The 24,903-nt window shown below is 59.5% G+C and carries 17 protein-coding genes and 2 pseudogenes; 3 read left to right on the forward strand and 16 right to left on the reverse strand.

Annotated features, from left to right (window positions below):
* Positions 1-218 precede the first annotated feature (218 nt).
* The 7 genes and pseudogenes from G6M89_RS12260 to G6M89_RS12290 form a co-directional block, all read right to left on the reverse strand.
* A pseudogene (locus G6M89_RS12260) lies at positions 219-1,211 on the reverse strand (hypothetical protein); the annotation flags it as partial.
* Between the two features lie 238 nt (positions 1,212-1,449).
* On the reverse strand, positions 1,450-2,367 hold the full coding sequence (locus G6M89_RS12265; protein WP_165162052.1) for a hypothetical protein: 918 nt from the start codon (positions 2,365-2,367) through the stop codon (positions 1,450-1,452).
* Positions 2,367-3,104: a hypothetical protein gene (locus G6M89_RS12270; RefSeq protein WP_206335530.1), complete on the reverse strand. Its 738-nt coding sequence runs from the start codon at positions 3,102-3,104 to the stop codon at positions 2,367-2,369. Before G6M89_RS12270 ends, G6M89_RS12265 begins: the two co-directional genes overlap by 1 nt.
* Complete coding sequence (locus G6M89_RS12275; protein WP_165162053.1) at positions 3,083-4,021, reverse strand: hypothetical protein; 939 nt, start codon at positions 4,019-4,021, stop codon at positions 3,083-3,085. The genes G6M89_RS12270 and G6M89_RS12275 overlap by 22 nt, the downstream gene beginning before the upstream one ends.
* Before the next feature lie 2 nt (positions 4,022-4,023).
* Positions 4,024-4,755, reverse strand: coding sequence for a hypothetical protein (locus tag G6M89_RS12280; protein WP_165162054.1), 732 nt, complete (start codon positions 4,753-4,755; stop codon positions 4,024-4,026).
* Between the two features lie 82 nt (positions 4,756-4,837).
* Entirely contained in the window at positions 4,838-5,830 is a 993-nt protein-coding gene (locus G6M89_RS12285) for a hypothetical protein (protein WP_165162055.1), read from the reverse strand.
* Positions 5,827-7,155: a DUF4157 domain-containing protein gene (locus tag G6M89_RS12290; RefSeq protein ID WP_165162056.1), complete on the reverse strand. Its 1,329-nt coding sequence runs from the start codon at positions 7,153-7,155 to the stop codon at positions 5,827-5,829. The genes G6M89_RS12285 and G6M89_RS12290 overlap by 4 nt, the downstream gene beginning before the upstream one ends.
* A 419-nt stretch (positions 7,156-7,574) precedes the next feature.
* On the opposite strand from G6M89_RS12290, the gene G6M89_RS12295 reads away from it, so the two are divergent.
* Entirely contained in the window at positions 7,575-8,276 is a 702-nt protein-coding gene (locus G6M89_RS12295; RefSeq protein ID WP_165162057.1) for a phosphoribosyltransferase, read from the forward strand.
* An 8-nt stretch (positions 8,277-8,284) separates the two neighbouring features.
* Here the strand turns inward: G6M89_RS12295 and G6M89_RS12300 are convergent, their stop codons facing one another.
* From G6M89_RS12300 to G6M89_RS12320, 5 genes are all read right to left on the reverse strand, one after another.
* Entirely contained in the window at positions 8,285-10,906 is a 2,622-nt protein-coding gene (locus G6M89_RS12300) for a cation-translocating P-type ATPase (protein ID WP_343162640.1), read from the reverse strand.
* A gap of 66 nt (positions 10,907-10,972) precedes the next feature.
* A complete protein-coding gene (locus G6M89_RS12305) occupies positions 10,973-12,418 on the reverse strand; it encodes an MATE family efflux transporter (protein ID WP_165162058.1) in 1,446 nt (481 codons plus the stop codon).
* A gap of 203 nt (positions 12,419-12,621) precedes the next feature.
* Positions 12,622-13,800, reverse strand: coding sequence for a ScpA family protein (locus G6M89_RS12310; RefSeq protein ID WP_206335531.1), 1,179 nt, complete (start codon positions 13,798-13,800; stop codon positions 12,622-12,624).
* Positions 13,793-17,365 carry a chromosome segregation protein SMC gene (smc, locus tag G6M89_RS12315; protein WP_165162059.1) on the reverse strand — a complete coding sequence of 1,191 codons (3,573 nt, stop codon included), beginning with the start codon at positions 17,363-17,365 and terminating at the stop codon, positions 13,793-13,795. The genes G6M89_RS12310 and smc overlap by 8 nt, the downstream gene beginning before the upstream one ends.
* A 76-nt stretch (positions 17,366-17,441) precedes the next feature.
* On the reverse strand, positions 17,442-17,768 hold the full coding sequence (locus tag G6M89_RS12320) for a hypothetical protein (protein WP_165162060.1): 327 nt from the start codon (positions 17,766-17,768) through the stop codon (positions 17,442-17,444).
* A 193-nt stretch (positions 17,769-17,961) separates the two neighbouring features.
* Between G6M89_RS12320 and G6M89_RS12325 the strand changes: the two genes are divergently transcribed.
* Positions 17,962-19,986: an AMP-binding protein gene (locus tag G6M89_RS12325; protein WP_165162061.1), complete on the forward strand. Its 2,025-nt coding sequence runs from the start codon at positions 17,962-17,964 to the stop codon at positions 19,984-19,986.
* Between the two features lie 68 nt (positions 19,987-20,054).
* Here the strand turns inward: G6M89_RS12325 and G6M89_RS12330 are convergent, their stop codons facing one another.
* The 3 genes from G6M89_RS12330 to G6M89_RS12340 all read right to left on the reverse strand — a co-directional run bounded on the left by G6M89_RS12330 (position 20,055) and on the right by G6M89_RS12340 (position 22,821).
* Positions 20,055-21,116, reverse strand: a complete 1,062-nt coding sequence (locus tag G6M89_RS12330; protein ID WP_165162062.1) for a Brp/Blh family beta-carotene 15,15'-dioxygenase — start codon at positions 21,114-21,116, stop codon at positions 20,055-20,057.
* On the reverse strand, positions 21,109-21,900 hold the full coding sequence (locus tag G6M89_RS12335) for a lycopene cyclase domain-containing protein (protein WP_165162063.1): 792 nt from the start codon (positions 21,898-21,900) through the stop codon (positions 21,109-21,111). The genes G6M89_RS12330 and G6M89_RS12335 overlap by 8 nt, the downstream gene beginning before the upstream one ends.
* A 66-nt stretch (positions 21,901-21,966) precedes the next feature.
* Positions 21,967-22,821 (reverse strand): bacteriorhodopsin, encoded by an 855-nt coding sequence (locus tag G6M89_RS12340; RefSeq protein WP_165162064.1) that lies wholly within the window; start codon positions 22,819-22,821, stop codon positions 21,967-21,969.
* 282 nt (positions 22,822-23,103) lie between these two features.
* On the opposite strand from G6M89_RS12340, the gene gatB reads away from it, so the two are divergent.
* On the forward strand, positions 23,104-24,594 hold the full coding sequence (gene gatB, locus G6M89_RS12345; protein WP_165162065.1) for an Asp-tRNA(Asn)/Glu-tRNA(Gln) amidotransferase subunit GatB: 1,491 nt from the start codon (positions 23,104-23,106) through the stop codon (positions 24,592-24,594).
* Between the two features lie 11 nt (positions 24,595-24,605).
* Here the strand turns inward: gatB and G6M89_RS22360 are convergent.
* Positions 24,606-24,722, reverse strand: a pseudogene (locus G6M89_RS22360) (DUF4157 domain-containing protein); the annotation flags it as partial.
* Positions 24,723-24,903 lie beyond the last annotated feature (181 nt).

Here is a 24,903-nt window from a genome sequence, read left to right on the forward strand (position 1 = left end):
CTCCCTCAGCACATGAATACCATCTATAATAATTACGAATATCTGCGTTTCAGGCGCATCACCCGGCTGTTTCCGGACGCAGTCGTTGAAGCAGAAAATAGCGTACTACTCGAGCGTTGCACTCGAGCGTAAGGTTCGGGCAGCCCTCTCGAGAGTACGTACCGCGAGTTTCGCGTCTTGCACTGAATAAAGAGATTGTTCTATCAACTACTGTTAGCGCCGTCGGCTGCGTCTCCGCCAGTTCCGTCGTTCGGTTCCGCGGTGAGAATCTCGACGCCCAGTGTCGCCTCGACGGTTCCGATCCGGTTGCAGATCGTCTGTTCGGACGATCCCGCAAAGAGAAGGCCGGCGAGTTCGCCGTCCGCGAGAAAGACTGGCGAGCCGCTGTCGCCGGGTTCGGACATGTAGTCGGCGATGAGTTGGTCGCGGAAAGTGACCAAACCCGCGTCACCGAAGTTGACCCGGACGCTCGCGCTCGTCGCCTCGAGTGTGGCGCTCGTGACGCCGGTCGTCCGTCCCGTTTTCGTCACTGTCTCGCCCCGGAGACGCTCGTACTCCTCGCGCCGGACGCCGGTCGGCCAGTCGTCCTCGAGTTCGTGGTAGGTTGCCGACTCGTCCTCGCGCTCGACTGATCGGGCAGCGACGTCGACGAGTGCCCCGTCTTCGATGGGCACGTAGCCGACGAGATCGCCGACCGCGTCGTCGGCGTCGCCCCCATCCTCGGGCGAGGGCTGGACAATTGCCTCGCCGAGGTCGGCCGCGTTCGAGCGGGCGTAGACGTGGTTGTTCGAGAGCCGAACAAGGTCACCCTCGCTGACGTCGTCGGACCACGTCGCAGCAGTTGGGTCGTCGACGCGGGCCGGATACGGGCCGCCAGTGCCGGCCGTCGAGTTCACGTTGATCTCGCTCACGCCACCGGGAACTGGCCGGTGACGATCCTGTCGCCCCGGCGCGGCCTCGGGCATCACCTCGAGGATCGAGAGGGCGTCGAACCCCTCCTTGGACTCGCCGTAGCCCGAGTCGACGACCCGGACGTCCACATCGTGGCCAGCTTCGGCCACGCGCTTCTCGACATCGTCTTCGTCGGCGAGACAGTCCGTTGGCTGCTTCTGGGAGACGAACACCGTCACGCGGTCTTCGCTCGCATCGTAGTCGACACCGATGACGTTCTCGCACTCGAGGAGGTACTCGTAGTCTTGCGTCGCGGGCATAGCTGGACTATTCTATATTCCAATAGTTATAGCTAGGGACTATTACATTCGGTTGCGTTCCAATACGCTAGGTTCTCAAATCGCCACTGTCTGCAATGTACTGTTCTTCGCTGCCCGCTGCACGTGGACACCCGTCCTTTTCGTCGGCTGCTTCGGCGGTCCTTGTCCAGGTGGATACGGATGTTCGAGAAGTCAGCATCCACGTGGTCCCTGTGGGCACACCGAAGTGGGCAGACATCTATCGGGTGAAAAGGGTGCTTTTGATTTGGTCGTAGAGTGATCCGGATTGATTCGGGCTAGTCATCCCGCGCAACTCCGCCCAAGTGATCGGGAGGTCGGGTCGGAACTCGTGGGAGTAGCCTGGGATATCGGCCTGGAAATCGTGGTACGGTGGGTACAGATCGAAGTTTTCGTACTTGCCAGTAAAGCGGTACTGTCCGTGACCAAGCACACGGTACTGTGCAGGCGGTTCCATTCCCCTCATGAGATAGCAGTCCCGAATCTGACAGCGGAGGTTATAGTCGAGATAGTCTCGGAAGGAGACAGGGTCGATGAGCGGTGCTGGGACGATATCGACGGCGGCGTCAGGTTCTCTGTCGGGACGCTCTCCGTGCCAGGTTGTGGTCCGGTCACCTCTGGCGACGTAGTACTCGATTCCGATCCCAGAGACGGCCTCAATCGCTCCAGTGTCGTCGAGATAGATCTCCTGTTTGTATCGGACTGCGTCGTCGGAACCGATCATCTCGGCAGGCAGTTCGTGTGGGCGAGTCGTCTCACCGACATCAACATCTGGGTCGTCGCGGTAGTGACTCAGACTCTGATCGAGTAAGTCCCCGAAAAAGTGGTTGATGTCGTCGATCGAAAGTGCTTGAAGTGCTTGTCGAACGTCCGCAAAGCGGTCGGCGTCGATGTCCCACGGAATGGTGTCGTAGTCAGTTTCCTGAGCAACGTAGTACTGGGCATACTTTCGGGCATGACCGACGTGTTCGCCTTCACTGTGGGTTCGTTCGGCTGCCTTGTCGGGGTAGCCATCCTGGTTGTGGGCAGTTATTTTCCCATCCTTCTTCCGAACATCGATCACATGCTCTATGTCGTTATTATCGATGACGCTCAGACCGAACAGGTCGTCAGTTTCTCCTGTGACTCTTCCATCCATTATCGATCACCGCTGTTGTTCCGACTGGTACCAGCGATATTGTCGCTGTCGCCAGTATCGTCTTCGAGGTCGAACTCCTGATCGGTGTCGAGACCAAGTTGGTCTCGCAGGACCGTTTGTACTTTGCCGGCGACCTGTTCGCCGAACATCGTACTGAGGATCGCTCCGAGGGGGGCGCCAACGAGCCCACCAGCGATTGCTCCAACCGGGCCAGCCATTGCTCCAGCCGCCGTCCCAATTGTCCACCCTCTGCTTGCCCCTTTGACCATGCTACTTGTGGAATCTTGCACCCGACTTGCGACATCGACATCGTGGTGCTCGATCCACTGGGCCACCCCTTTCGAGGTCTCGACAGAGTCGACCAGCTCCATTAATTGCTCCTTGCTGAGACGATAGGTTTTGCTCGTGGCATCGTCGACCGTCTCTTCGCCCGTCTCGAGTACTCCACCAACTTTTTCGACGACAGCCTCCCCAGGATATCGTTGCACGTGCACCGCTGTCCCCATCCGATTGACTACCAGTGGCCTATCACTCGAGAGTGCCTGCTCGGCTGCCTCGGCGGCTTTCGCGCCCGTATGGATCTGGACAGCAGAGAAGCCGTCGACACTTTCCGCACACGTTCCACTCGCTTGGATTTGGAGGTCCCAAGAGACACCGCTCGGACAACCGACCGGCGCTGGACTCGGATGTGGTGGCTGTATCGCCACCGGAGCGTCTAGAATAGTGTCGTCCCCCATTTATCGGTCGTCTCGGAGAACAGGTAGTGACGGTCGTACATCTCGTTGATCTGTTGCTTGACTGTTCCCCGATACGTCCCAAAGCCCTGATGCTGGAACGGTTCTGGGGGGGACACCCCCATCATCAGAAACCGGTCGCGGACCTGGGCACTCAGGTTCATGACCAACAGGAGCTGGAACAAATCGAACTGGCGAAGGTCCACTGGCGGCAGTTCAATTCTGGCATCGGGTTGGCGGTCGAGCGGGGAAGGTACCTCAGTGGTCCGCTCGGTTGTGCCGTCGGTGTGCAGCGTGTGCATCCCAGAGACTGCTTCCACATCGAACGATGGGAGTGCAGTGGCGAGTCGATCCTCGTAGTTCAGCAGTTCAAACAACTGGTGTTCAAGATCGTCTGCGTCCGTGAGGACCGCGGTTGCATCCTCTTGAATTGCTGTCGCACTGTCGACGTACTGGTCGACGAGTAACGTGTCCTCGTGCTGTGGCTGCGGATCAAGATAGAGATCCGCGCGGTAGACGAGTGGGTCGTCGGGATGGGCGTCTTCGAACGGTAGCTCGACGCCCGATTTATCGTAGTGGCTCTCAATCTGTCTGCGGATGTCGGCGAACTGGTCTTCAACAGTCGCCTCGGACATATCAGACAGCGCGATCATCGCCGCGACGAGGCAGTCCGGGTTCTCGTGACGAGGCATCGTCTCGTAGCCTCTCTCACGGTAGACGCACCATTTCGCATACCGACGCGCCTGCCGAACGTGCTCGTTTTCTTCCTGGGTGCGCTCTGATGGGTAATCCGAGTAACCGTCCTGTTCGTGGTACTTAATTTCGCCCGACTCAGTCATCTCGATGAGATGTTCGACATCGTTATTATCGATAACACTGAGACCGATACGTTCAGACTCGCCTGTGATGATTGCATCCATTTTTATGACCTCCTACTCTTTGCATCACCAGTCGAGTCGCCCTGGCCAGTCAGGTACCCCTCCTCTTCAAGTTGTCTGGTCAACTTCTCGAAGCGTTCTTCGATATCGCCATCCAGACTTCCGAGTTTCTTCTTGATGGCTGTGATACCGAGTCCGGTCACCAACCCAGCCAGTGGCTCGATAACCCTTGCTGACAAGAACGCGGCGACCGGTGTGCCGTAATCAAGCCACTCACCAGTGTCTATTTTACGTTCTAACTTCTTTTGCTGGTCTTCGGTCAACCCAATATCTGTAACCTTGTCATCCAACTTTTCGTTGAGCTCCTTGAATCGTAATCGCTTTTCGAGTTCCGAGATATCTTCGGCGTCATCGACAGTAGTTGTTTCCGAATATACCTCATTAATGGTTTCCCGTAGATACTGAATTCGATTCTGGTTTTGGGTTTCCCGGAAATCGCTGTGATCCTCTTCCTCGTTTTCAATCTCCAGCATCGCCAACGTCTCGAGTGCATCTTTGTTCTTTGGTGCCCTCTGGACGTGGATCTCTGTCCCCATCCGACTGACCGTCAGGGGTTCTCCACTCAAGAGGGCCTGCTCGGCTGCCTGATCCGCTTCCCGCTCGAGGTGGGGATCAGGATCGATATCGAGATCAACGCCCTTGTGAGGTATCAGAGCCTGATCGTTCTGCTCGCATGATAAACTGCAATCGCAGGTGGATCTGAATGGTGTATCCATGAGCGCTGGCGCGCTGGTTTGATTACATTGAGATATCATGGCCCACTCAGTGAGTACTGTGATCGGTCGTGCGGTGACGTGTTCAGCGTGATTGTCGTCGATCAAGCCCTTCGAAGAGAGATGCGTCGGGCGTTGCAGCCGAGTCGTGGAATTTGGGATAGCCGTCGAGGAAGTCGTACTGAATTGCGGCTTCTAATTTCCCAAAGCCCAGAACCTGGAACGGTTCTGGAGGCATCACCCCTATCATAATGTACCGATCCCGAATCTGGCAGCGAAGGTGGAAGTCCAGATATTCCTGGAAGGTATTGATCGAGTCGAATTCGAGTCGAACCAACTCCAGACGGGCGTTGGGTTCTCGATCGAACGGCTGTGCTCCGTGTTCGACTGCAGTCAATCCGTTGTCTGGATATACGACGTGAAGATCCGAGACGCTGGCGACGGTGAGGCTATCCGCGTAGTCGATGACCTCATCTTGGATAAGGTCGTCGACGACATCCGTGAATTCCTCCCAATGGGCGAGACCGGATTCCGAGACATCTGCATATGGGTCTGTCGAGTAGGTCTCGAGGAGGTCACGGACCTTAGATGCGATCTCCGCCGAAAGCGGGTTCTCCGGCTCTGTCGGCACTGGATCAAAGCCCAGATAGACATCCTGTTCGTACAGAATCGGTGAGGATTCCGCCACTTCCTCGGGCAGTTCGACAGGTGGCTCTACGTCGTCCCGATGATGACTGAGCAGTTGCTGGTAAGTCTCCCCAAAATGCTGCTCGAATTCCTCGTCGCTGAGGTCACAGATTGCTCGTCGAACCGCGTCGATGTGACTGATATCGTCGTATGCCGGAATCGTTTCGATTCCTCGCTCACGATAGGCGTGATATTTGGCGAACTCACGGGCCTGTGCGACATTCAAGTTCTCTTCAGAAGTACGCTCTGCTGGTTTATCTGGATAGTCTGACTGTTGGTATACGATTTCGTTATTTTCCTTTGATATTGATATTTCGATGGTCTCGCCATCATTATCCACAACATCAACTCCAACTCCTTCCTCGTTTTCGCCAACAATGGTTGCCTTCATTGTTCTTCTTCTCTGACCCCAGTTGGGTCTTCAGAACTGGTGTCTGCAAGATCACTCTCAAGTAGTTCCTGTTGTTGCTGGAGTTGTTCGAGTAGTTCGTCGACTTCCCAAGTGTCTGCGCCGGGAGCATGGTCAAGCATCCAGTCCCAGGAGGCCCTGATACTGTCACTGAGGGTACTGGCTGCGACCGCACCAGCCATGGCACCATGGGAAGGATCCATTCCAACCTGTGTACTCGCACCTCCACCGACGATCATCCCGGCTAAGGTAACCCCACCTTTTGCGACTGCTCCTTTGACTCCTGCCTGAGTGATCTCGTCTGGATCTCTGGAGCCACCCATGTCACCCTTCTGGGCAAGCTCGATCTGATCAACGTTGATCTCTTCTAACCGTTCGATTCTCTTCTCAAACTCCTCAGGGGAACAATCGGCGGTTTCCAACCCTTTCAACTGTTGCTTGATTGCTTCGATCTGTTGGATTTGGTTCCGAATCTCTTCGTTTGTCAGTTCGTCTTCGAGTGCTTGTACTCGATCAGCAAGCTCTTCGTTGCTCAACGGTTCGTCAGGCAACTTCCCCGGATCAGCTTCCTCCATCTCCAGCGTCATCTGCTTTCGCTGAATGTGGATATCCGTCCCCAGCCGATTCACGACCACTGGCTTGTCACCAGACAGCGCCTGCGTCGCCGTCTCGTCGGCTTCCCGCTCGAGTTGTGGATCTGGATCGATTTCCACATCCGCCCCTTCTTGGGGCATCATGCTGATCGCTGCCCCAGTCTGTTGTTTGACGTGTGCGAGTTCGTGAGCCAACAAAAACTGGCCCTCACCCGACTCGGGATCGTACTCACCCGAATTGAACACGATATCATTGCCACAGGTGAACGCTTTCGCGTCGATGGCATTCGCAGCCTCCGCCGCTTTCGCGCCCGTGTGAATGCGCACGTTCGAGAAGTCCGCATCCATGCGCTCCTCGAGTGCGCGCTGAATCGGCTGATCTAACGATTGTCCACCGTCGCCGAGCACGTCAAGTACCGTATCAGGCACCTCGTCCTGACTCGTGCCGGTGCCCGCAAGTGCACGCTGGATGTTGTGCTCGCTGGGCGAGGGTGCGAGTCCAGGGTGGCCGAACTCGTAGGACGGCGTCGGGTCGCTAACGCGGTTCGGATTTGTACCGTGGACTGCCGACTCAGCCGCCATACCGAGACCATGCGACCCCATCGTCGCCCCGCTCGAGTGTGACTTTTCCTGCGTTGAGTGCTGGGATGACGTACTCGCGTTCGCTTGCTCAGACGATTCTGTCTTTCGTTTACGGGATTTCTTCGATCCCATCTACCGGCCCTCCGTTGGATTCCGATTGGAGGGCAGTCGGCGCGGACGGTTCCGACAGGTCATTTTTTTGTTGCTACCGACAGCAGTAACATAATACTTTCTCTTACGTTGACGAGTCTCGAGGAAGTCCCTGTCGGAACGCTCGATAGGCACGCAATCAATTCACACGACACGAGTCGTACCGGCTACAGGTGGACACCCCATTCCACTGGCGCTGTCTGAATAGAACAGCGGATTGACTCATTAGCGGATTCGCCGCAAAGACGGCCGATCTGAATCCTATTCAGCAATTCCGTGGAATCAGTCTACAGAACGTCGACAAACTGAGCTTCGACAGCTCATGAGACAACGGTTCCCGCAAACTGTATTCAGCCCACTTATGGGCGTGCCGCCCTCTCACTCGAGTAGGTGGCCATCAGATGTCCGATCTACCAGAGGACTTCGACTGTACGATCACGAACTGGGACTACATTTACAGCCTGTGTCGAGACGTTAGCGACGACGTTCGTCGCGACGAGTTCGAGCCGGACGTTATCGTTGCGCTGGCTCGCGGAGGCTGGTTCGCGGGTCGATGCCTCTGTGATTTCCTCGGACTGGACGATCTGACGAGCCTGAAGATGGAACACTACGTCGGGACGGCCGAGAAGGCCGACGAACCGCAGGTCCGCTACCCGATGCCGGAAGGGAGCGTCGAAGGCAAAGACGTCCTGATCATCGACGATATCGCAGACACTGGCGGCTCGATCAAGCGCGCCTACGAGTACGTCGACGACCGGGATGCAGGCGAGGTTCGGACCGCCACGCTGCAACTGCTCCAGACCAGCGAGTTCGAACCGGACTACGTTGGCGAGCAACTCGAGGAGTGGACCTGGGTCGTCTACCCCTGGAACTTCATCGAAGATATGATCGATCTCACCGAGAGCGTCATGGAGCAGGCAGACCAAGAGACGTTCAGTCAGGAGGATATCCGGCACTTCCTCGGCGAATTCCACAGCATCGAGCGCATCGAGATGGAAATCGCACAGCCGAACCGACTGCCGGAGATTCTCTCAGAGATGGACCGTCGCGACGTCCTCGAGCGCAGCGGGCCTGGCCAGTGGAAACTGCCTGCAGGCGAGTAACACCGGCATCAATTACGTTCTGGTGACTCAGTCGACAGGAGCGGCCGCCACGCGTTGACCGCAATTGCACCTGCACAGACGAGGACTGCCGCAGTGACAAACAGCGGGTTCAACAGTCCAACAGCGGCAATCAGAATCACGATTGCGTTGTACACCAGCGCCAGTCCCAGGTTCTGTCTGGTCCGCACACGCGCCGCACGTGCCAGTCGAAATGCTCGTTCGACGCCCGTGAGATCATCCTTGAGGAGGACAACGGCTGCGGCGTCAGTGGCTAACGCGGTGGCACTCCCAAGGGAGAGGCCGATATCGGCCTCGGCAAGCGCGGGCGCGTCGTTCGTTCCATCGCCAACCATCGCGACGGTGCCACTCGATTTGAGCTGTCGGACTGCTGCCGTCTTTCCCGCTGGTGAGATACCTGCAAAGACGTGTGTGACACCGGGGTGATCGCCGAAACACGCCGTTGCAGCGCGCTCGTCACCGGTCAGGACAACAACGTTGATATTCTGGGCCGTAAGTCTCTCGAGGGTTGTTTCCCACTCGTCTCGCGGTTCGTCGCCGACCACGATCACGCCCGCTGCGGTTTCGTTTTTGCCGACAACGACTGGTAACCGGCCGGCGTCTCGAGCGCGCTGGACGTGATCGGTGATCCGGTCGCTAAGTTCCCACTGTCGCTCACGAAAGAGGTCAGGGTGGCCCACGAGGAGGTGCTCATCGCCGACGACGCCGGAGACGCCGATTCCGTGCCGGTCGAACTCCCGAACTGGCTGCTCGAGGCCGCCATCAGTACGTGCTGTCCCAGCCGACGCGGTCGCCGAGTCGTTGCCAAAGGCGTCCACAATCGCTGCTGCCGCCGGATGGGAGGCGCGCTGCTCGAGCGCGGCAACGTCGCGGAGCAACGCTGGCGATGCGTTGGCTTCAAGAACGGTCATCTCGCCGGTCGTGAGCGTTCCCGTTTTATCGAAGACGACGGTGTCGACCGCGCGCAGCCGTTCGAAGATCGTCTCGTCGAAGACAACAAGGCCGTGTGCCATCGCGTCCCAGCTGTTGGCGGCAACGGCGGCCGGCGTTGCGAAGCCAAGCGCCCACGGGCTCGTACAGATGATGGTCAGGAGCGCGGCCAGGATGATCTGTGGTGGGCTCGCACCGAGTACGTACTGCCCGATAGCGACGACGGCCGCGCTCGCGAGAACGACCGGCGCGAGGCGACCGGCGAGTGTATCAGCGCGCCGCGTCACGCCGTGGGTTGCGCTCTGGAGGTCCCAGACAGCGGCTGTGAGCCGATCAATACTACTCGTTGTCTCCTCGGCAACCGTGACGATTGCCGCACCGTCAGTAACTGCGCTCCCACCGACAACGGCCTCGCCCGCTGATTTCGAGACAGGCAGTGATTCGCCGGTGACAACTGCCTCGTCGACCGTGCACGCACTCTCGAGGGTACCGTCGACTGGGATTCGCTCACCTGCTCGGACGAGGACGCGGTCGCCGGCCTCGAGGTCGCTGGTCGGGACGGATTCCGTGTCACCGTCGCGAAGCCGTCGGGCAGAGTCCACCTGTGAGATCGTCAGTTCAGTGAGTCGGTCGATGGCCTGGCGTTTGGCCATGGCCTCGGCAAAGATCGCAGCCATGACGAGTGCGGCGACAATGATCGTCAGGTCGTAGTAGATATCGATTCGGTCCTGTACGAACGCGAGCGTGCCGTACGCGTAGGCGCTCAGGATTGTCAACGCAGCAAGAAGTTGCGTGTTCGGCTGGCGGAGAACCAGGCTGATGTACGCACCACGCAAGAGCGGCCAGCCAGCGAGATAGAGGACAATCCCAGTGAGAATAACGAACATCGGAAGCATGAGGACGCCGTCGAAACTCGCGAACGCATCGCCATAGAGCGATAACAGCCACCACTCTGAGAATTCAGCGAGGTACACCGGATACAAGACGGCGACGTACGGAACCAGCAGAAAGGTCCCGAAGACGACACCAGCGATGTAGCGCACCTCGAGCATGTCGTCGCTGCGGCGCTTTCGAACTCCCGACATCTCTCGAGCGCGCCGCGTCCCACCGGTTTCGGAAGCCCTGGCGTCGTTGTCGTCTCGAGCAGCCTTGACGTGGCTGTTGTCTTCGGCAGCCCCGGTCGCGTCGTCGCGAAGATACGCGGTGTATCCAACTCGGCTCAGGGCCGCCTCGAGATCGTGTCTCGAATCGCGATCGGGATCGTACGTGACTGTGACAGCCTCCGTGACGTAACTCGCTTCCGCGTCGACGACGCCCGGGCGATTCATCGCGACGGTCTCGAGGAACGTCTCACACATCGCCGAATGCATGCCATCGACGCGAAAGAACGCCTGCTCGAGGTCGTCGTCAGCGGTAGCGTTGGTGTCGGGATCTGCGTCTATGACTGGTTGAACAGGAACGTGGGGGTCGCCATCGGCTGACGAGTGGTGGGCGTCTGCCGCCGTAGACTCCTCAGCCTCGAGCGTCGTCGCAATATCGTAACAGCCCGACGAACAGTACTGACTCACGGGATCAGCTGTGGCTGTTTCCGGAGTCGTCTCCGCCTCCGTAGACAGACTATCCGCTCCATCGGCAAGCGACTGGCCACAAAGCGAACACGACACATCCCGTGATTGGGTCACACAGACTGTGTCGCGCTCGAGTATAATAACGGTAGCCGCCACCGATCAGCGAGCGTGAGTGTATGCCTACTCGGCCATTGGTTCGCTTTCCGGCGTGCCCTCGAGTTCGTCAGGGTCGTCATCGTCGACGATGGCGTTTTTCCACGTGCCACGGGTAAACCACGCGACTGCACCGATTGCGCCGACAACGTCGCCGACGACGACAGCCGTCCAGATCCCGATGGTTCCCCAGTCGAAAACGAAAATCAGAACGTAGGCGACGGGGAGTCGTGCGACCCAGAGCCCGAGGACGGCGAAGACGAGTGCGGTTTTCGTGTTGCCAGCCCCACGGAATGCGCCCTGGATGACCTGCATGACGCCCATGAAGACGAACGCAAACGCTGCGAACTGGAGGAACGTCACGCCGTGGCCGAGCACTGCCTCACGTCCGGCCTCCTCCGTGGTGAGGAAGACGGCGACGAACGGCTCCGGGAAGACAAACGCGAAGACAGCCGCAACGGCCATGAACGCCCCGACGAGCGCCGCACCGAGCCACGTTGCCCGTTCGGCGCGATCAGGCCTGCCAGCGCCAAGGTTCTGGCCAACGATCGAATCCATTGCCTGGCCGACACCAAGTGCCGGCAAGAACGCAAGCGAGATCAGGCGGTTCCCCAGACCGTAGGCGGCAACAACCGCGGGCGGGAACGTGACGACAATCGCCGTCATCGCAACCAGCGCCATCGCCGTCATCGACTGCTCGAGCGAGGTTGGCACGCCAAGTCGCGTAATCTCACGCACGTACTCGAGACGCGGCTTGAGGTGTTCGGGCCGGATTTCGGGACCAACCCCCGTGTAGTACAGCAGATAGAAGCCGATCGCCGTTGCAACGGCTCTCGAGAAGACAGTCGCAATTGCTGCCCCGCTGATGCCGAGTTGTGGAACCGGGCCGACACCGAAGATGAGGATCGGGTCGAGAACGAGGTTGATGACGACGCTGATGAACATGACGCGCATGGGTGCGCGAGTGTCGCCGTACCCACGCATGAGCGCGACGAAGACGAAAAAGCCGAAGACGAACGGTAACCCGAGGAAGAAGATGCGCAGATAGTCGGCTGCGAGCGGGATAATTGCCGCTTCAGTCTCCGGGTCGGCTGGGAGAACGGCGAGCATCGGGTCGGTCAGGAAATATCCCAGAATGCCAAGTCCGACTGCGACGAGCGAGATAAACGACAGCGTCTGCCCAGCGATGAGGCCACCCTCACCGCTTTCGGCACCAGTGTGCTGAGCGATCAAAATCGCACCCGCTGTCGTGAATCCACCGCCGAGTGCGATCAACAGGAACAAGAGGGGAAACGCAAGGCTGATTGCACCTACGGCGTCCGTCGAGAACGCGCCAAGCCAGAACGTATCGCCAACGTTGTACGCGACCTGTAAGATCTGAATGACAACGAGTGGCCACGCCAACTGAAACATCGGCCGGATGAGCGATCCCTCGGTGAGATTGCTCTCGTCCGGTGATGATCCGCCAGACATACCCATATCCTGACGCGGGGGGTACTTGACACCTCGTGATATATGGTATCGTCACACATTCAGTCTGGCAACATAGAAGAGCGTTTCGCGGACAGGAATTTCAACGAAACAGTTGCCACCGAGAACACTATCTTCCAGAATCGTCCGACGACGACACTGCAGCGTAATCACAACACATCACTGTAGATCGGCACATCCCACCCTCAGTCCGCAATCGCTTCGTCTGGCTCCGCCTCGAGTGTCACCTGCTGAATCCAGAGATCACCGAACAGTTCGTCCTGCTCGAGTTCGAGTCGACCGCGATGGGCAAGAAAGAGTAAGGCAAGATAGGTCATCACTCGCGTCCCGCCGACGTCGTCAATTTCGGCGTACAACACCTCATCACGACCGTTCTCGTAGTGTTCCTCGAGTTCTGCGTCGACGTCGTCGATGACGGTCTCGATATCTTCTTCGTGGGTCGTATGCGTCACGTCGTCGCTCGTCGGTTCCTCATCGACCCGGAACTGATCCTCGGCGTGATAGCTCAGTTCCTGCATCCCCCGGTCGTAGCCACTTGGGGAATTACTTGTATCGTAACTGCGCGATTCTTTCCACCACGAGCCGCGTTCAGCACTGCGAAGATCGCGCACCAGTTCATCCAGCGTCTCGGGCTTCCCGCGAGCCTGCTTGCGCTCAAGGCGACGGTCCATCTCCGCCTCGAGACTCTCGACGGGGTCGAATCCGGGCGGGCCACCCTCATCGCCGCCGTCCATCGGTCCGCCCGCGTCGTCCGCAAACGGGGCTTCCCAGGGCGGCAGTTCCTCGTCTTCGGGTTCGTCCGTCGCGAACAGTTCGTCGCTTTTCATCCGCAAGAGAACGCTCGCGTAAAACAGCGCCCGGCCCGAGGTCCGAAGGTCAGCATCATCGAGCGCCTCGAGAAAGCGATCAGTCACCTGTACGATGTCGATATCCCAGGGGTCGATTTCGCCCTCTTCGGCGAGTTGTACGAGGAGTTCAACGGGTTCGACTTCGTCGTCATCGCCGTCATCGTCGTCCGTGTCGGACTCCGAATCCGATTCCGAGAACTCGAGGACGGTCTCAGTGCTTGTGCTGGAGCTATCACTCGAGTCTGCACCGGGCCGGTCGCGGTCTTCGTGCCCCGCAATAGTCAGCGGGATGTCATCGCCGCCGTCGGTTCGGACAGTGCGGTAGAACTCGTCTCTGTCGGCTGGGTTTGGCTCCGTGGAATCCGTCGCGTTCGGCTTTTCGGATGCCTCGTTGCTCGCGGCTTCCCCGCTCGAGGATCGCTCACGTTCACCGTTCGCATCGAGGTCTTCGCTCCGCTCAGACCTCGCAGCGCTCCCCGTTCGCGTTTCCGAGGAGCTTCGCTCCTCGCTAGTCATCAGCCGGCACCTCTTCACTACTCAAATCGATGCCGGTCACCGCACTGACGTTATCCTGTTGCATCGTGACACCGATGGCGCGCTGGGAGCGATCCAACATTGCCGAGCGGTGTGAGACCACGACGAACTGGGCCTGATCCGCGAGTTCCTCGACCATCTCACCGATGCGCTCGGCGTTGACCGCATCGAGGAACGCATCGACTTCATCCAGTGCGTAGAATGGGGCCGGGTTGTGACGCTGAATTGCGAAAATGAACGCCAGCGCAGTCAAAGACTTCTCTCCACCGGACATCGCATCCAGGCGCTGTATCGGCTTATCGCCCGGCTGGGCCTTCATCGTCAGCCCACCCTCGAACGGATCAGCCTCGTCCTCGAGGTGCAAGGTCCCGGTCCCCTCCGAGAGCTTCTCAAATATTTCGGTGAAGTACGCCGAAATCTCGTCGTAGGCATCCATAAACGTCTGTTTCTTCTGGGTTTCGTACTGCTCGATCCGGTCACGGATGCCCTCGGCTTCCTCGACGAGCGTTGCCTTGCCGTCCTCTAACTCCTCGAGGTCTGTGCGGACCTCGTCGTACTCCTCAATCGCGAGCATGTTGACCGGCTCCATCGCCTCCATATCCGCCGTCAGGAGCTCGATCATCTCGAGGACGGTGTCATGATCCGGCACATCCTCGGGATCGTACTCGCCGACTTCAGCCTCGAGACCGTCGATTTCCCACTCGAGGTTCTGGGCACGCTCGCGCTTGCTCTCGAGTTTGCTCTCGAGGGCGTTGACCCGGTCCTGTTGCTGATCGCGTTTCGTCCGTGCATCCTCGAGGTCCTCGCGAAGCTCGGTGCGGTCTGCTTTGAGTTCGGTGAGTTCGTCCTCGAGTTCGGCGACGGCCTCGCGTCTGGACTCGAGCTCGTCTTCTTTCTCCTCGATGGTGGCCTCGCACTCTTCGATGCGAGCTTCGTGTTCGGCCGTCTTGTTCTGGGCGTCCTCGATATCATCGTGGAGGCTGTCGATTGCATCCTCGGCGTACTCCTTCTCGAGTCCGAGTTCGTTGAGTTTCCCGTCGATATCGTCGATTGTGGCCTCGCGCTCGTCGATTTCGCGCTGTAGCTCCTCGATCTGGGCAGTCAATTCGGGAATCTTCGAGTCCGCGAGTTCGCGCTCGAGGTCGTCGATATCGGCTTCAATGTCCTCGATACCAGCGTTCTTCTCGTCAATCTCGCTCGAAATCGTGTTCATCCGCTCGTCGACGGATTCGCGTTCATCACGTAACTCCGCAAGGTCAGCCTCGAGCGTCTCGATTTCGTCCTCAATCGACTCGCGTTCAGCCTCGAGTTTCTCGATCTCGCTTTCGATCGAGCGCACCTCGTCTGCAGCATCGGTCTTGCGGTCGCGGGCGTCATCGAGTCGCTGTTCGACGCCGCGAAGGTCTTCACGAAGCGATGCTCGCTCGTCCTGTAGGTCGGTGATCTGTTTCGCGACGCGCTCGAGTTGGCCCTCGCCGCCACCGGTAAACGAATAGCGCGAGCCGCCGCCCGAACCGCCAGTCATCGCACCGCTTTTCTCGACCAGGTCGCCATCAAGGGTGACCATGCGGTAGTCGCCCATGTACGCGCGGGCAGTCTCTAAGTCTTCGACGACGAGCGTATCGCCGAGAACGTACGAGAAGACGTTCGCGTACTGACTATCAAAGTCAACCAGATTGTATGCAAAGTCGACGACGCCCGGATCGCTTGGCGCGTTCGGCAAGCCGCGCTTGTGCATATCCGTCATCGGCAGGAAGGTTGCCCGCCCTGCATTGCGCGATTTGAGGTGGTCGATACACTGCTGGCCGATGATATCATCGGAGACGACAACGTTCGCGAGACGCCCACCCGCTGCCGTCTCACAGGCGACAGCGTATTCGCCCGGGACCGTCCCGAGTTGGGCGACTGCGCCATGGACGCCGTCGATCCCCGAATTGAGAATCGTCGTTACCGCCCGACCGAACGATGAGTCGCCGCTCTCGCCCGCGTTCGCCTCGAGTTCGGCGTACTCCTGTTGTTTCGCCTGGATCTTGTCGTCTAACTCGTCGACATCCGACTGGAGCCGACGCTTTTCGTTTTTAAGATCGTCAACGACACCCGCAATGCTCGATTGATTCTTTTCGGCCTTCTCGAGTTCTCGCTCGAGATCATTCCTGCGGTTCTCGAGTTCAGGAAGGTCCTCGCGGCGCTGCTCGATTGTTGACTCTTTTTCGCTGATCTCATTTGAACGTCGCCGAGCCTCATCGAGCAGTCGATCCTGTTCGCGCTGGAGGTCGTTCTTTGCTGTCTTGGCCTCCTCTAAGTCATCTTTCCGGTCCGAAAGGTCCGCTTTGAGTTCGTCGAACTCGGTGTCGACGGCGTCAATTTCGGCCTCGAGAGCTTCCTTCTCGGTCTCGCGTTCTTGAATCTCGGTCGTGATCGAGGCTTTCTCGAGTTTGTGCTCGCGCATGTCGTCTGCGAGTTCATCGATCGTCTCTTGTTTGCGATCGATCTGGACGAATGCCTCGCGGCGCTTGGATTCGGCCTCGTCGATAGCGTTTTCGCTGGCCTCGATTTTGTCCTCGAGACGGGAGATATCGCCTTTGATCTCCTCGATTTCGCTTTTGATGCGAAGCTGTTCGTCCTCACCTTTGCGCTCGATTTCGGCGTTTAAGTCCTCTAAGTCCTCCTGTAATCGAACGACTTTGCCCTGGCGTTCGTCGAGTTCGCGCTTTCGCTCCTCGAGGTCGGTCTCGAGGTCGGCAACGGCGTCTTCGGCTGCGGCGAGTTCCTCGCGTTTTTCCTCGAGTTCGCTGGCTTTCTTGTAGCCTTCGTACTCCGCTTTCTCGTCCCGCAGGCGGCGATAGCGAAGGGCTGTCTGGCGTTCGTCCTCGAGTTGGCCGAGTCGGTCGCGTTTCTCCTCGATGCGAAGTTCGGCTTCGTCGATCCGTTCTTCGACAATCTCGAGTTCGCCGAAGGCGTCTTCTTTTTTCGCGTCGAATTCGGCGACGCCCGCAATTTCGTCAATAATTTCGCGACGAGCATGGGGCGTCATGTTGATGATTTCGGTCACGTCGCCCTGCATGACGACGTTGTAGCCTTCCGGCGTGACACCGGCCTGTGCGAGCAAATCCTGAATATCTGAGAGATTGACCGAGCGGTCGTTTAAGTAGTAGTAGGAGTAGTAGTTGTCCTCGGTCTGTTTGACGCGCCGGCGGATGCGAATCTCGTCGACGTCGCCGACATCCTCGCTCCCGGCGGCGTTGATCACCTGCGATCTGTCGAGGGTACCGTCGCTGTTGTCGAGAATGACTTCGACGACCGCCTCTCGTGGGCCACTCGAGCCACTGTCGTCTTCGTGGCCCGGATTGTAGATGAGATCTGTCAACTTCTCCGCGCGAATCCCGCGGGTGCGGGCAAGTCCAAGCGCAAAGAGAATCGAATCGATGATGTTGGACTTCCCGGAGCCGTTCGGGCCGGTGACGACCGTGAAATCCTCGTAAAACGGGATTTTTGTCTTCCGACCGAAGCTCTTGAAATTGTCCAGAACGACTGCCTTAATGTACATTCCCTTCTCGAGACCTCCGTTCTCCGGTTAGATGCGGGAGAGAGAGCACCGCCCCGCCGTGGTCCTAACCGTGCAGTTATGCGACAATGATGTCGTCGCTACCTGAGTCTTCCGCTTCGTCACCGGTCGTCTCCTCTTCGGCATCTGCAGCCGCCTTGGCAACATCGTCGGGTTCTGCTTCCGTCATTGGGGCCGAATCGGATGATTCGTCCGTCTGTGCGTCGGCAGTTGACTCCTCGGGACGACGGCGTTCCGGTACTCGAGTGGGCGTCTCGGCATCCAGTTCTGCCTCGAGAACGCGAATGCGCTCTTTGGCCTCGATAAGCTCGTCCGTGAGTCCTTCTACCGTCGACTCGAGTTCCGCGACCGTCGATTCGAGCTGCTCGACGCGGTTGTTCGACATACACGCTAGCCCAGCATCCGGAACCATAAACGTACGTCAGACAAATATATGTCAGCTGTCACGAGCAGTGGTTCGCCCGGGTACGGATGCGACGACAAACACCACCACGACCCGACAGGCAGGCGTTCACATGGACGTACAGCCGACCCACCGTTTGATACGTGTGTGCGATGAACACACCAACTCGAGACCCATGCCAGCCCACACTGATACCGGCCTCGAGGCTGTCGACGAGGTCGTCCACGAACCCGACCGGGCGTTCGTCGAGTCGACGAACGTCTACAACTTCATGCAGGCGTACGGCATCGACGACTACGACGAGTTGATCGAGCGAACGACAAGCGAGGTGGACGGCGTCGAGGACTCGGGCGTCGACTGGTTCTGGGACGCCGTCGTCGACTATCTCGAGATTGAGTTTTACGAGGAGTACGACGCCGTCAGAGACGACAGCGAGGGGCCACAGTTCACCGAGTGGTATCCCGGTGGCGAACTCAACATTGCGCACAACGTCGTCGACCGCCACGCCGCCGTGGACGAGCAGCGGCGCAACACCGTCGCGACCATCTGGGAGGGAGAAGACGGCAGCGTACGTGAGGTCACCTACCACGACCTCCACCGACAGGCGAATCAGGTCGCGAACGCACTCGAGCAGCGGGACATCGAAACGGGCGACACCGTCGGTCTCTACATGCCGATGGTCCCCGAAGTCGTCTCGATCCTCTATGGCTGTTTCAAAGTCGGCGCGATTGCGGTGCCCATCTTTTCTGGTTTCGGCGTGGATGCGGTCGCAACGCGACTCGCAGATGCCGAGTGCTCGGTGCTGTTTACGGCTGATGGCTTCTACCGGCGTGGGGATCCCGTCTTCCTCAAGTCAACGGCCGACGAGGCAATCGCACAGGCGGGCCACGTCGAGCACACGGTCGTTTTCGACCGACTTGGTTCCAGTGTTCGGACGAACGAACACGAGATTCCCTGGAGCGACGACCGCGACGAGTGGTGGACCGACGCCGTTGAAACCGCCACCGTCGACTACGAGACGACATCGCTCCCCTCGAGTCAGGAGTCCATGCTGCTCTATTCCTCTGGCACCACCGGCAAGCCGAAGGGAATCGTCCACACCCATGCCGGCGTGCAGGTCCAGTGCGCCAAGGAGGTCTCTTTCGGAATGGATCTCAAACCCGCGGATCGGTTCTTCTGGCTCTCCGATATCGGCTGGATGATGGGGCCGTGGATGCTCATTGGGACGCACACCGCCGGCGGCACCGTTTTCATGTACGAGGGCGCGCCGGACTACCCCGATCCGGACCGTCTCTGGGCGATGATCGACCGGCATAAACTGACTCAGTTCGGTATCTCGCCGACCGCGATTCGGGCGTTGCGAAAGCACGGGGATCACTGGCTCGAGGGTCACGACCTCAGCTCACTTCGCATCCTCGGCTCAACCGGCGAGCCCTGGGACCCCGAGTCCTGGCGCTGGTTCTACGAGCACGTCGGAAACGGCGAGTGCCCGATCATCAACATCTCCGGCGGCACGGAGATCTGTGGGTGCTTCCTGATGCCGATGCCGATTCAGTCGCTTAAGCCCTGCACGCTCGGCGGGCCGGGACTCGGCATGGACATCGACATCGTCGACGCCGCGGGCAACTCCGTCGAAGACGACCACGAACGCGGCTTTCTGGTCGCTCGAGACGCCTGTCCCTCGATGACCAAGAGCCTGTGGTCGGGCGATGAGCGCTATCTCGAGGAGTACTGGTCGACCTGGGATGGGCTGTGGGACCACGGCGACTGGGCGCAACAAGACGAGGATGGCTTTTGGTTCCTCCACGGCCGCGCCGACGACGCGCTGAACGTCGCTGGTCGCAAGGTCGGCCCCGCGGAAGTCGAAGGCGCACTCATCGACCACGACGCGGTCAATCAGGCCGCTGCCATCGGCGCGCCGGATGAGACGACGGGAACGGCAGTCATCGCATACGTCATTCTCGAGGACGACCATGCGGAATCCGACGACCTGCAGGCCGAGTTGCGCAAGCAGGTCGGCGCAGAGTTAGGCAAGCCGTTCCGCCCACGCGAGATCCTGTTCGTTGATGCGTTCCCGAAGACGCAGTCGGGCAAGATCGTTCGTCGCGCACTCGAGGCCACGTATACGGGCGAGGATCTGGGCGATCTGAGCAGTATCGAGAATCCGGCTGTCCTCGACGAACTCGAGGACGCACGATAAGACACTCGTGTCTCTGCTCGAGAGTTTGGATGCGAGATGACGCCGAACGCAGCGATGGACCGTCGCTCTCACGGCGACCAGAGGTTCACCTCGAGATCGAGCAACGTTACGACGATCACGTGCGGGAGCGTCAGGACCGCGATGCCGACGAGGTAGATCCCCATCACGTCAGCGAGGGTCGCTGGCGTCGCCGGAATCGAGAATCCGAGCGCGACGAAGACGAGCACTGCGCCAGCGGTCAACGGCGCAGCATCCCTTGCGAACCGGCCAAACGCGACCGGCAGGTCCCGCCGTGCTAACGCCCCGCGTGCGTGGTCGTCAAGCAGCATCGTCCTGACAACGTGCCTGAGCGAGTGCCACAGCGCGAAGTGGCAACCGATTGCGAGGATCGGCGGCACGACGACGAAATACGCGAGCAGGGCGAGCGTCTCGACCGCGTCGATCACCCACGGGAAGCGGTCGTCTGCGACGAGAAACCCGTTCGCGAGCGTGAGCGCAATCAGAGTCCCAAATCCGACGGCGACGGCGAGACGCGTTGTCGTCGCAAAAATCGGGTCCAGTGCCGCCGCGGCCGCGGGATCGAACAGGCCAATCAGCGCGCTGGCGACGAACGCGTACTCCGCGGGAAACGCGATCAGTGGAACCAGCATCGGGAGCCCACCCCGGACGAGTGCGGTCAGGATGCGCATGGATCGCGTCTCGAGGTGAGAAGCACCCGCGAGTTCGACTAGCGTGTAGACATCACCCTGTCCCCAGTGAGCGAGCGTGATACCGATGAAGATCGTGAACGCGACGACCGGGGCGAGAAACCAAACCGCGGCGTACAACGATCCGACGACGAGGTAGAGAACGCCAACGAACGCCAGGTCACCGCGGGTAACCCGCTCGCCCCGGGCGCGGGGGAGGACGAGGTGGTCGACGGCACCGTGGGGGACGCCGAGAATGAGTATGCTCGCTGCCAGCGGGAGCAACTGGATTGGTCGCGGCAGGGAGCCGATGAAGGCGGTGACAGCTACGCCACCGCCGATGGCGAGCGCTCCACCGACAACGGTAATCCTCGCTGCGAGCGCTTGCGAGCCAGTTGGCTCGGTCGGAGCCTCAGATCGAACGCCAGTCGACTCGTCAGCCATCAGTTGAGTGAGCGACGAATCGGTTTACGAGACGACGCACCGTCGCCATTGCAGCGAGTTCGCCACGTCGGTCGAGCACCCAGGCATACAAGACGAGCCCTTGGACGACGAACACGTTCGCCACGAGGAAAAACAGTGCTTCCTCGAGCGGGAGGCCAGCGAGTCCGATCCCGATTGTGTGCGCGTCAGAGATTATCCAGATTCCGAGCGAGATGGCGATCCAGTCGGTGACCCACAGGTAGAGAGTCGGGACGCCAACCGCGAGCAGTACCTGCCGGCGCTCCCGGAGGAGATAGGTGAGACCGAACCCCCACTGAATCGCGAGAATTGGGCCGGCCCAAAAAAGAATCGAGCCGAGGTAGAATGTCGTCGTCGTTCCCAGCAGCACCCACCCGGCAGCGCAGATCCCCACCCCGCCAAGCACGCCGACGAGTCGATGGCTCGCGGGAAGCCGGAGTGACACGTCGGAGACGTCCAGGAACTGGAACAGCCAGAACGCCGTCAGCGTCGTCTGGAGGACGAAAAAGAAGTACTCCTCGAGCGGCGTGTGCCAGATCGTCGCGAGAACGGCCCCCTCGCCGTACCACCAGACGCCCTCGGGGATCATGGCGTTCGTCCAGGGGGTGGTGTAGGCGACTGCAAGGAAGACGAGGATAGCAAGCCCGGAGGCTGCCCCGCGGTCCCACCGCGCCTGGTCGCGCCGACTCGCCAGCCAGCCGAGGACGAGGATCGGTGGTATCGTGAACACGAGGTGAAACTGCAGGTACGTCAACGGGGGCGTCATCGTGGGAAACTGACGGTAGAACTGGTAACAGAACGCTCCCACACGAGCACAAGGTCACAGTCACTATCAGTCATCGGCGGGGACACCAACGCCCCTCAGCGTGGAGCCGTAGTCGGCGTCGGCAGTGATCGTGTCGGGTTCGTCGACAGCGTACAGCACGATCAGCACGGTGACGATGTACTTCGTGATGATGTCCAACACGCTGTAGCCCCAGGAGGTCATCCAAACCTCGAGTATGGCAAAGCCCTCGACGCCGAGCGCCCAAAGGATTGGGTAACCGAACCAGCCGACGACGGTGAGTATTTTCAGCGTGTTAAACAGGTCCGCGGTCCCAGTCCGTTCAGATTCGCGGCTCCAGTCAACCATGATGACGTAGACGATCACCAGGAAGAAACTCGTACTGAGCACGAACCACCACCAGCGCATGAGGTACGAGGACGTGGTCAGTGCCGCGGCGAGGCCGGTGACACACATCGCGATTGTCATCGCGACCGTCGTCGTGATCTTCGTCAAATTCGAGCCGGCAATCATTCCGAGCACGATCAAGATGAACGGCGTCGAGAACGCCCAAGTGAGGTATCGACCCCACATGGTGAGGACCTCCTCGCCCGCGAGCGGGTGGCCCGCAGGCATCTCGACGAAACTCAACGTTAGTCCCGACATGAGGCCCGTGTAACTCGAGATCGAGACAACGGAGATCAGCATCGTTGCGACAATGATCAGTTTCGCGCGTGGGTCAGTAACCCCCCGGGCCATCGCAACAATAAAAAGGATTGTCAGGCCCGCAAGGGCGATATTTGACACGAACGAGAGCGTGAGCAGCGTATCGTCAAGCACGAACTCGAAGACCTCTCGCTGGGTTTCGGGTGTCTGCATCAGGCTGTCCTGTCCGTTCGCTGCCAGTAAACTGATCGAATTCATGGGTTCGTTGTCAGATTGGGGCTCCAATCGGCCTGAACAACGTTCCATACTGGTAAGGTATCGTCACCAGCGAATACAGGGCTCGTGATCAGATATGAAGGCGTGAACGGGCGAGACGGGGGCATCAACCATCCCCGCACCGTCGCGTCTATCATCCGGGAGCATGAGGAGAGGGCTGCACAATAGCAGGCTGAGCGGACACGATCATGAAGGCCAAACTGGGTTGCAAGTCTCGCGCCCGTCCCGTTACGTTTTACCCCCACCAGCCCGAATCGTGGTCCAATGACTGCCCAGACCGTCCAGCAGGGCGACCTCGTGACCGTCATCGGCCTCGAGGTCCACGTCCAACTGGAGACTGACACGAAAATCTTCTGTGGCTGCTCGACTGACCAGACCGACGAGCCAAACGAGAACGTCTGTCCGGTCTGTCTCGGCCTGCCCGGCGCGTTGCCCGTCCTGAACGAAGGAGCCGTCGAGGCCGCCGTCAAGATCGGCAAAGCCATCGACGCCGACATCCCCGAAGAGACCCGCTTCCACCGGAAGAACTACTACTACCCCGACCTGCCCAAGAACTTCCAGATCACCCAGTACGACGAGCCAATCTGTCAGGACGGCGAACTCGAGGTCTCTGTCGAGGGCGACCGCCGCACGATCACCGTCGAGCGCGCCCATCTCGAGGAAGATCCGGGCAGCCTCCAGCACGTCGGCGGCGGCATCGATACCGCCGACTACACCTTAGTCGACTACAACCGCGCGGGGACGCCGCTGATGGAAATCGTCACCGCACCCGACTTCCGCAGCCCCGACGAGGTCCGTGCGTTCCTCGCCGAACTCGAGGAAGTCCTCGAGTACCTGGGCGTCTTCAACGCCGAACGCGACGGCAGCCTGCGGATCGACGCCAACCTCTCGATTATCCCGGAAGAGGAAATCGAGAGCGACAACATCGACGACATCGGCGCGGACGCACTTGCCGCCGCCAACCGGACTGAAGTGAAGAACATCTCGAGTCACAAAGGAGCCGAAAAAGCACTGGCGTACGAGGAAACACGACAGAAAAACGCCATCCGGCGCGGCCGTGCAGTCGAACAGGAGACCCGCCACTGGGACGAGAGCCGCGGCATCACGGTCTCGATGCGCTCGAAGGAAGAAGAGAAGGACTACCGCTACTTCGAGGAGGCCGACCTCCCGCCGCTTCGCGTTTCGGACTGGAAAGACAAGATCGACATTCCGGAACTGCCCTCCGCGCGCCGCGAGCGCTTCCAGGATGAGTACGATCTGAGCGAGGAAGCCGCCTCGAAACTCACTTCGACGAAACAGGTCGCAGACTTCTACGAGGATGTCGCCAGCGAGTTCGACCCCGACCTCGCCGCAACGTGGGTCGCGGACAACCTGCTCGGCGAACTCAACTACCGCGACATGGAAATTACGGATCTCGAGGGCCGCCTCGAGGAAGTCACCCGACTCGTCGAACTCGTCGCGACGGACGAGATTACGGCGAAAAACGCCCGCGAGACGGTGCTGCGAGCGATGCTCGATGACGGTCGGACGCCGGACGAGGTCGTCGAGGCCGAGGATCTGGGCAAGACCGACGAAGGCGAGGTCCAGCAGGCGGTCGTCGACGCAATCGACGACAATCCCGAGGCCGTCGCCGACTACGAATCCGGCGACGACGGCGCGATTAATTTCCTGGTCGGGCAGGTCATGCAAAAGACCGGCGGGAGTGCAGATCCTGGTGACGTGAACCAGTTGCTACGGGCGGAACTCGAGGAGTAGTATACTAGATACCGTTGAATGTGCATCTCCGATCCCATCCGATTCACAACCAGCGGCTCGTCGCCCTGCAACGCAGCTTCAGCCGCCTCGTCAGCCTCACGCTCGAGTTGTGGATCAGGATCAATTTGAAACATTGGTGGAAGCAAGCGGCCGTCAATCAGTTGAATGCCTTTGCGTTGGGGTTGTGGAACTCCGGATAGAAGTCGATGTAATCATAGCCACGAGCGGCCATGAATCGCCCCATGCCGAGCACACGGAACTCTTCTGGTGGATGAACGCCCATCTCGAGGAACGAATCTCTGATTTGAC

It is taken from the genome of Natronolimnobius sp. AArcel1, from assembly GCF_011043775.1.
GTDB lineage: Archaea > Halobacteriota > Halobacteria > Halobacteriales > Natrialbaceae > Natronolimnobius.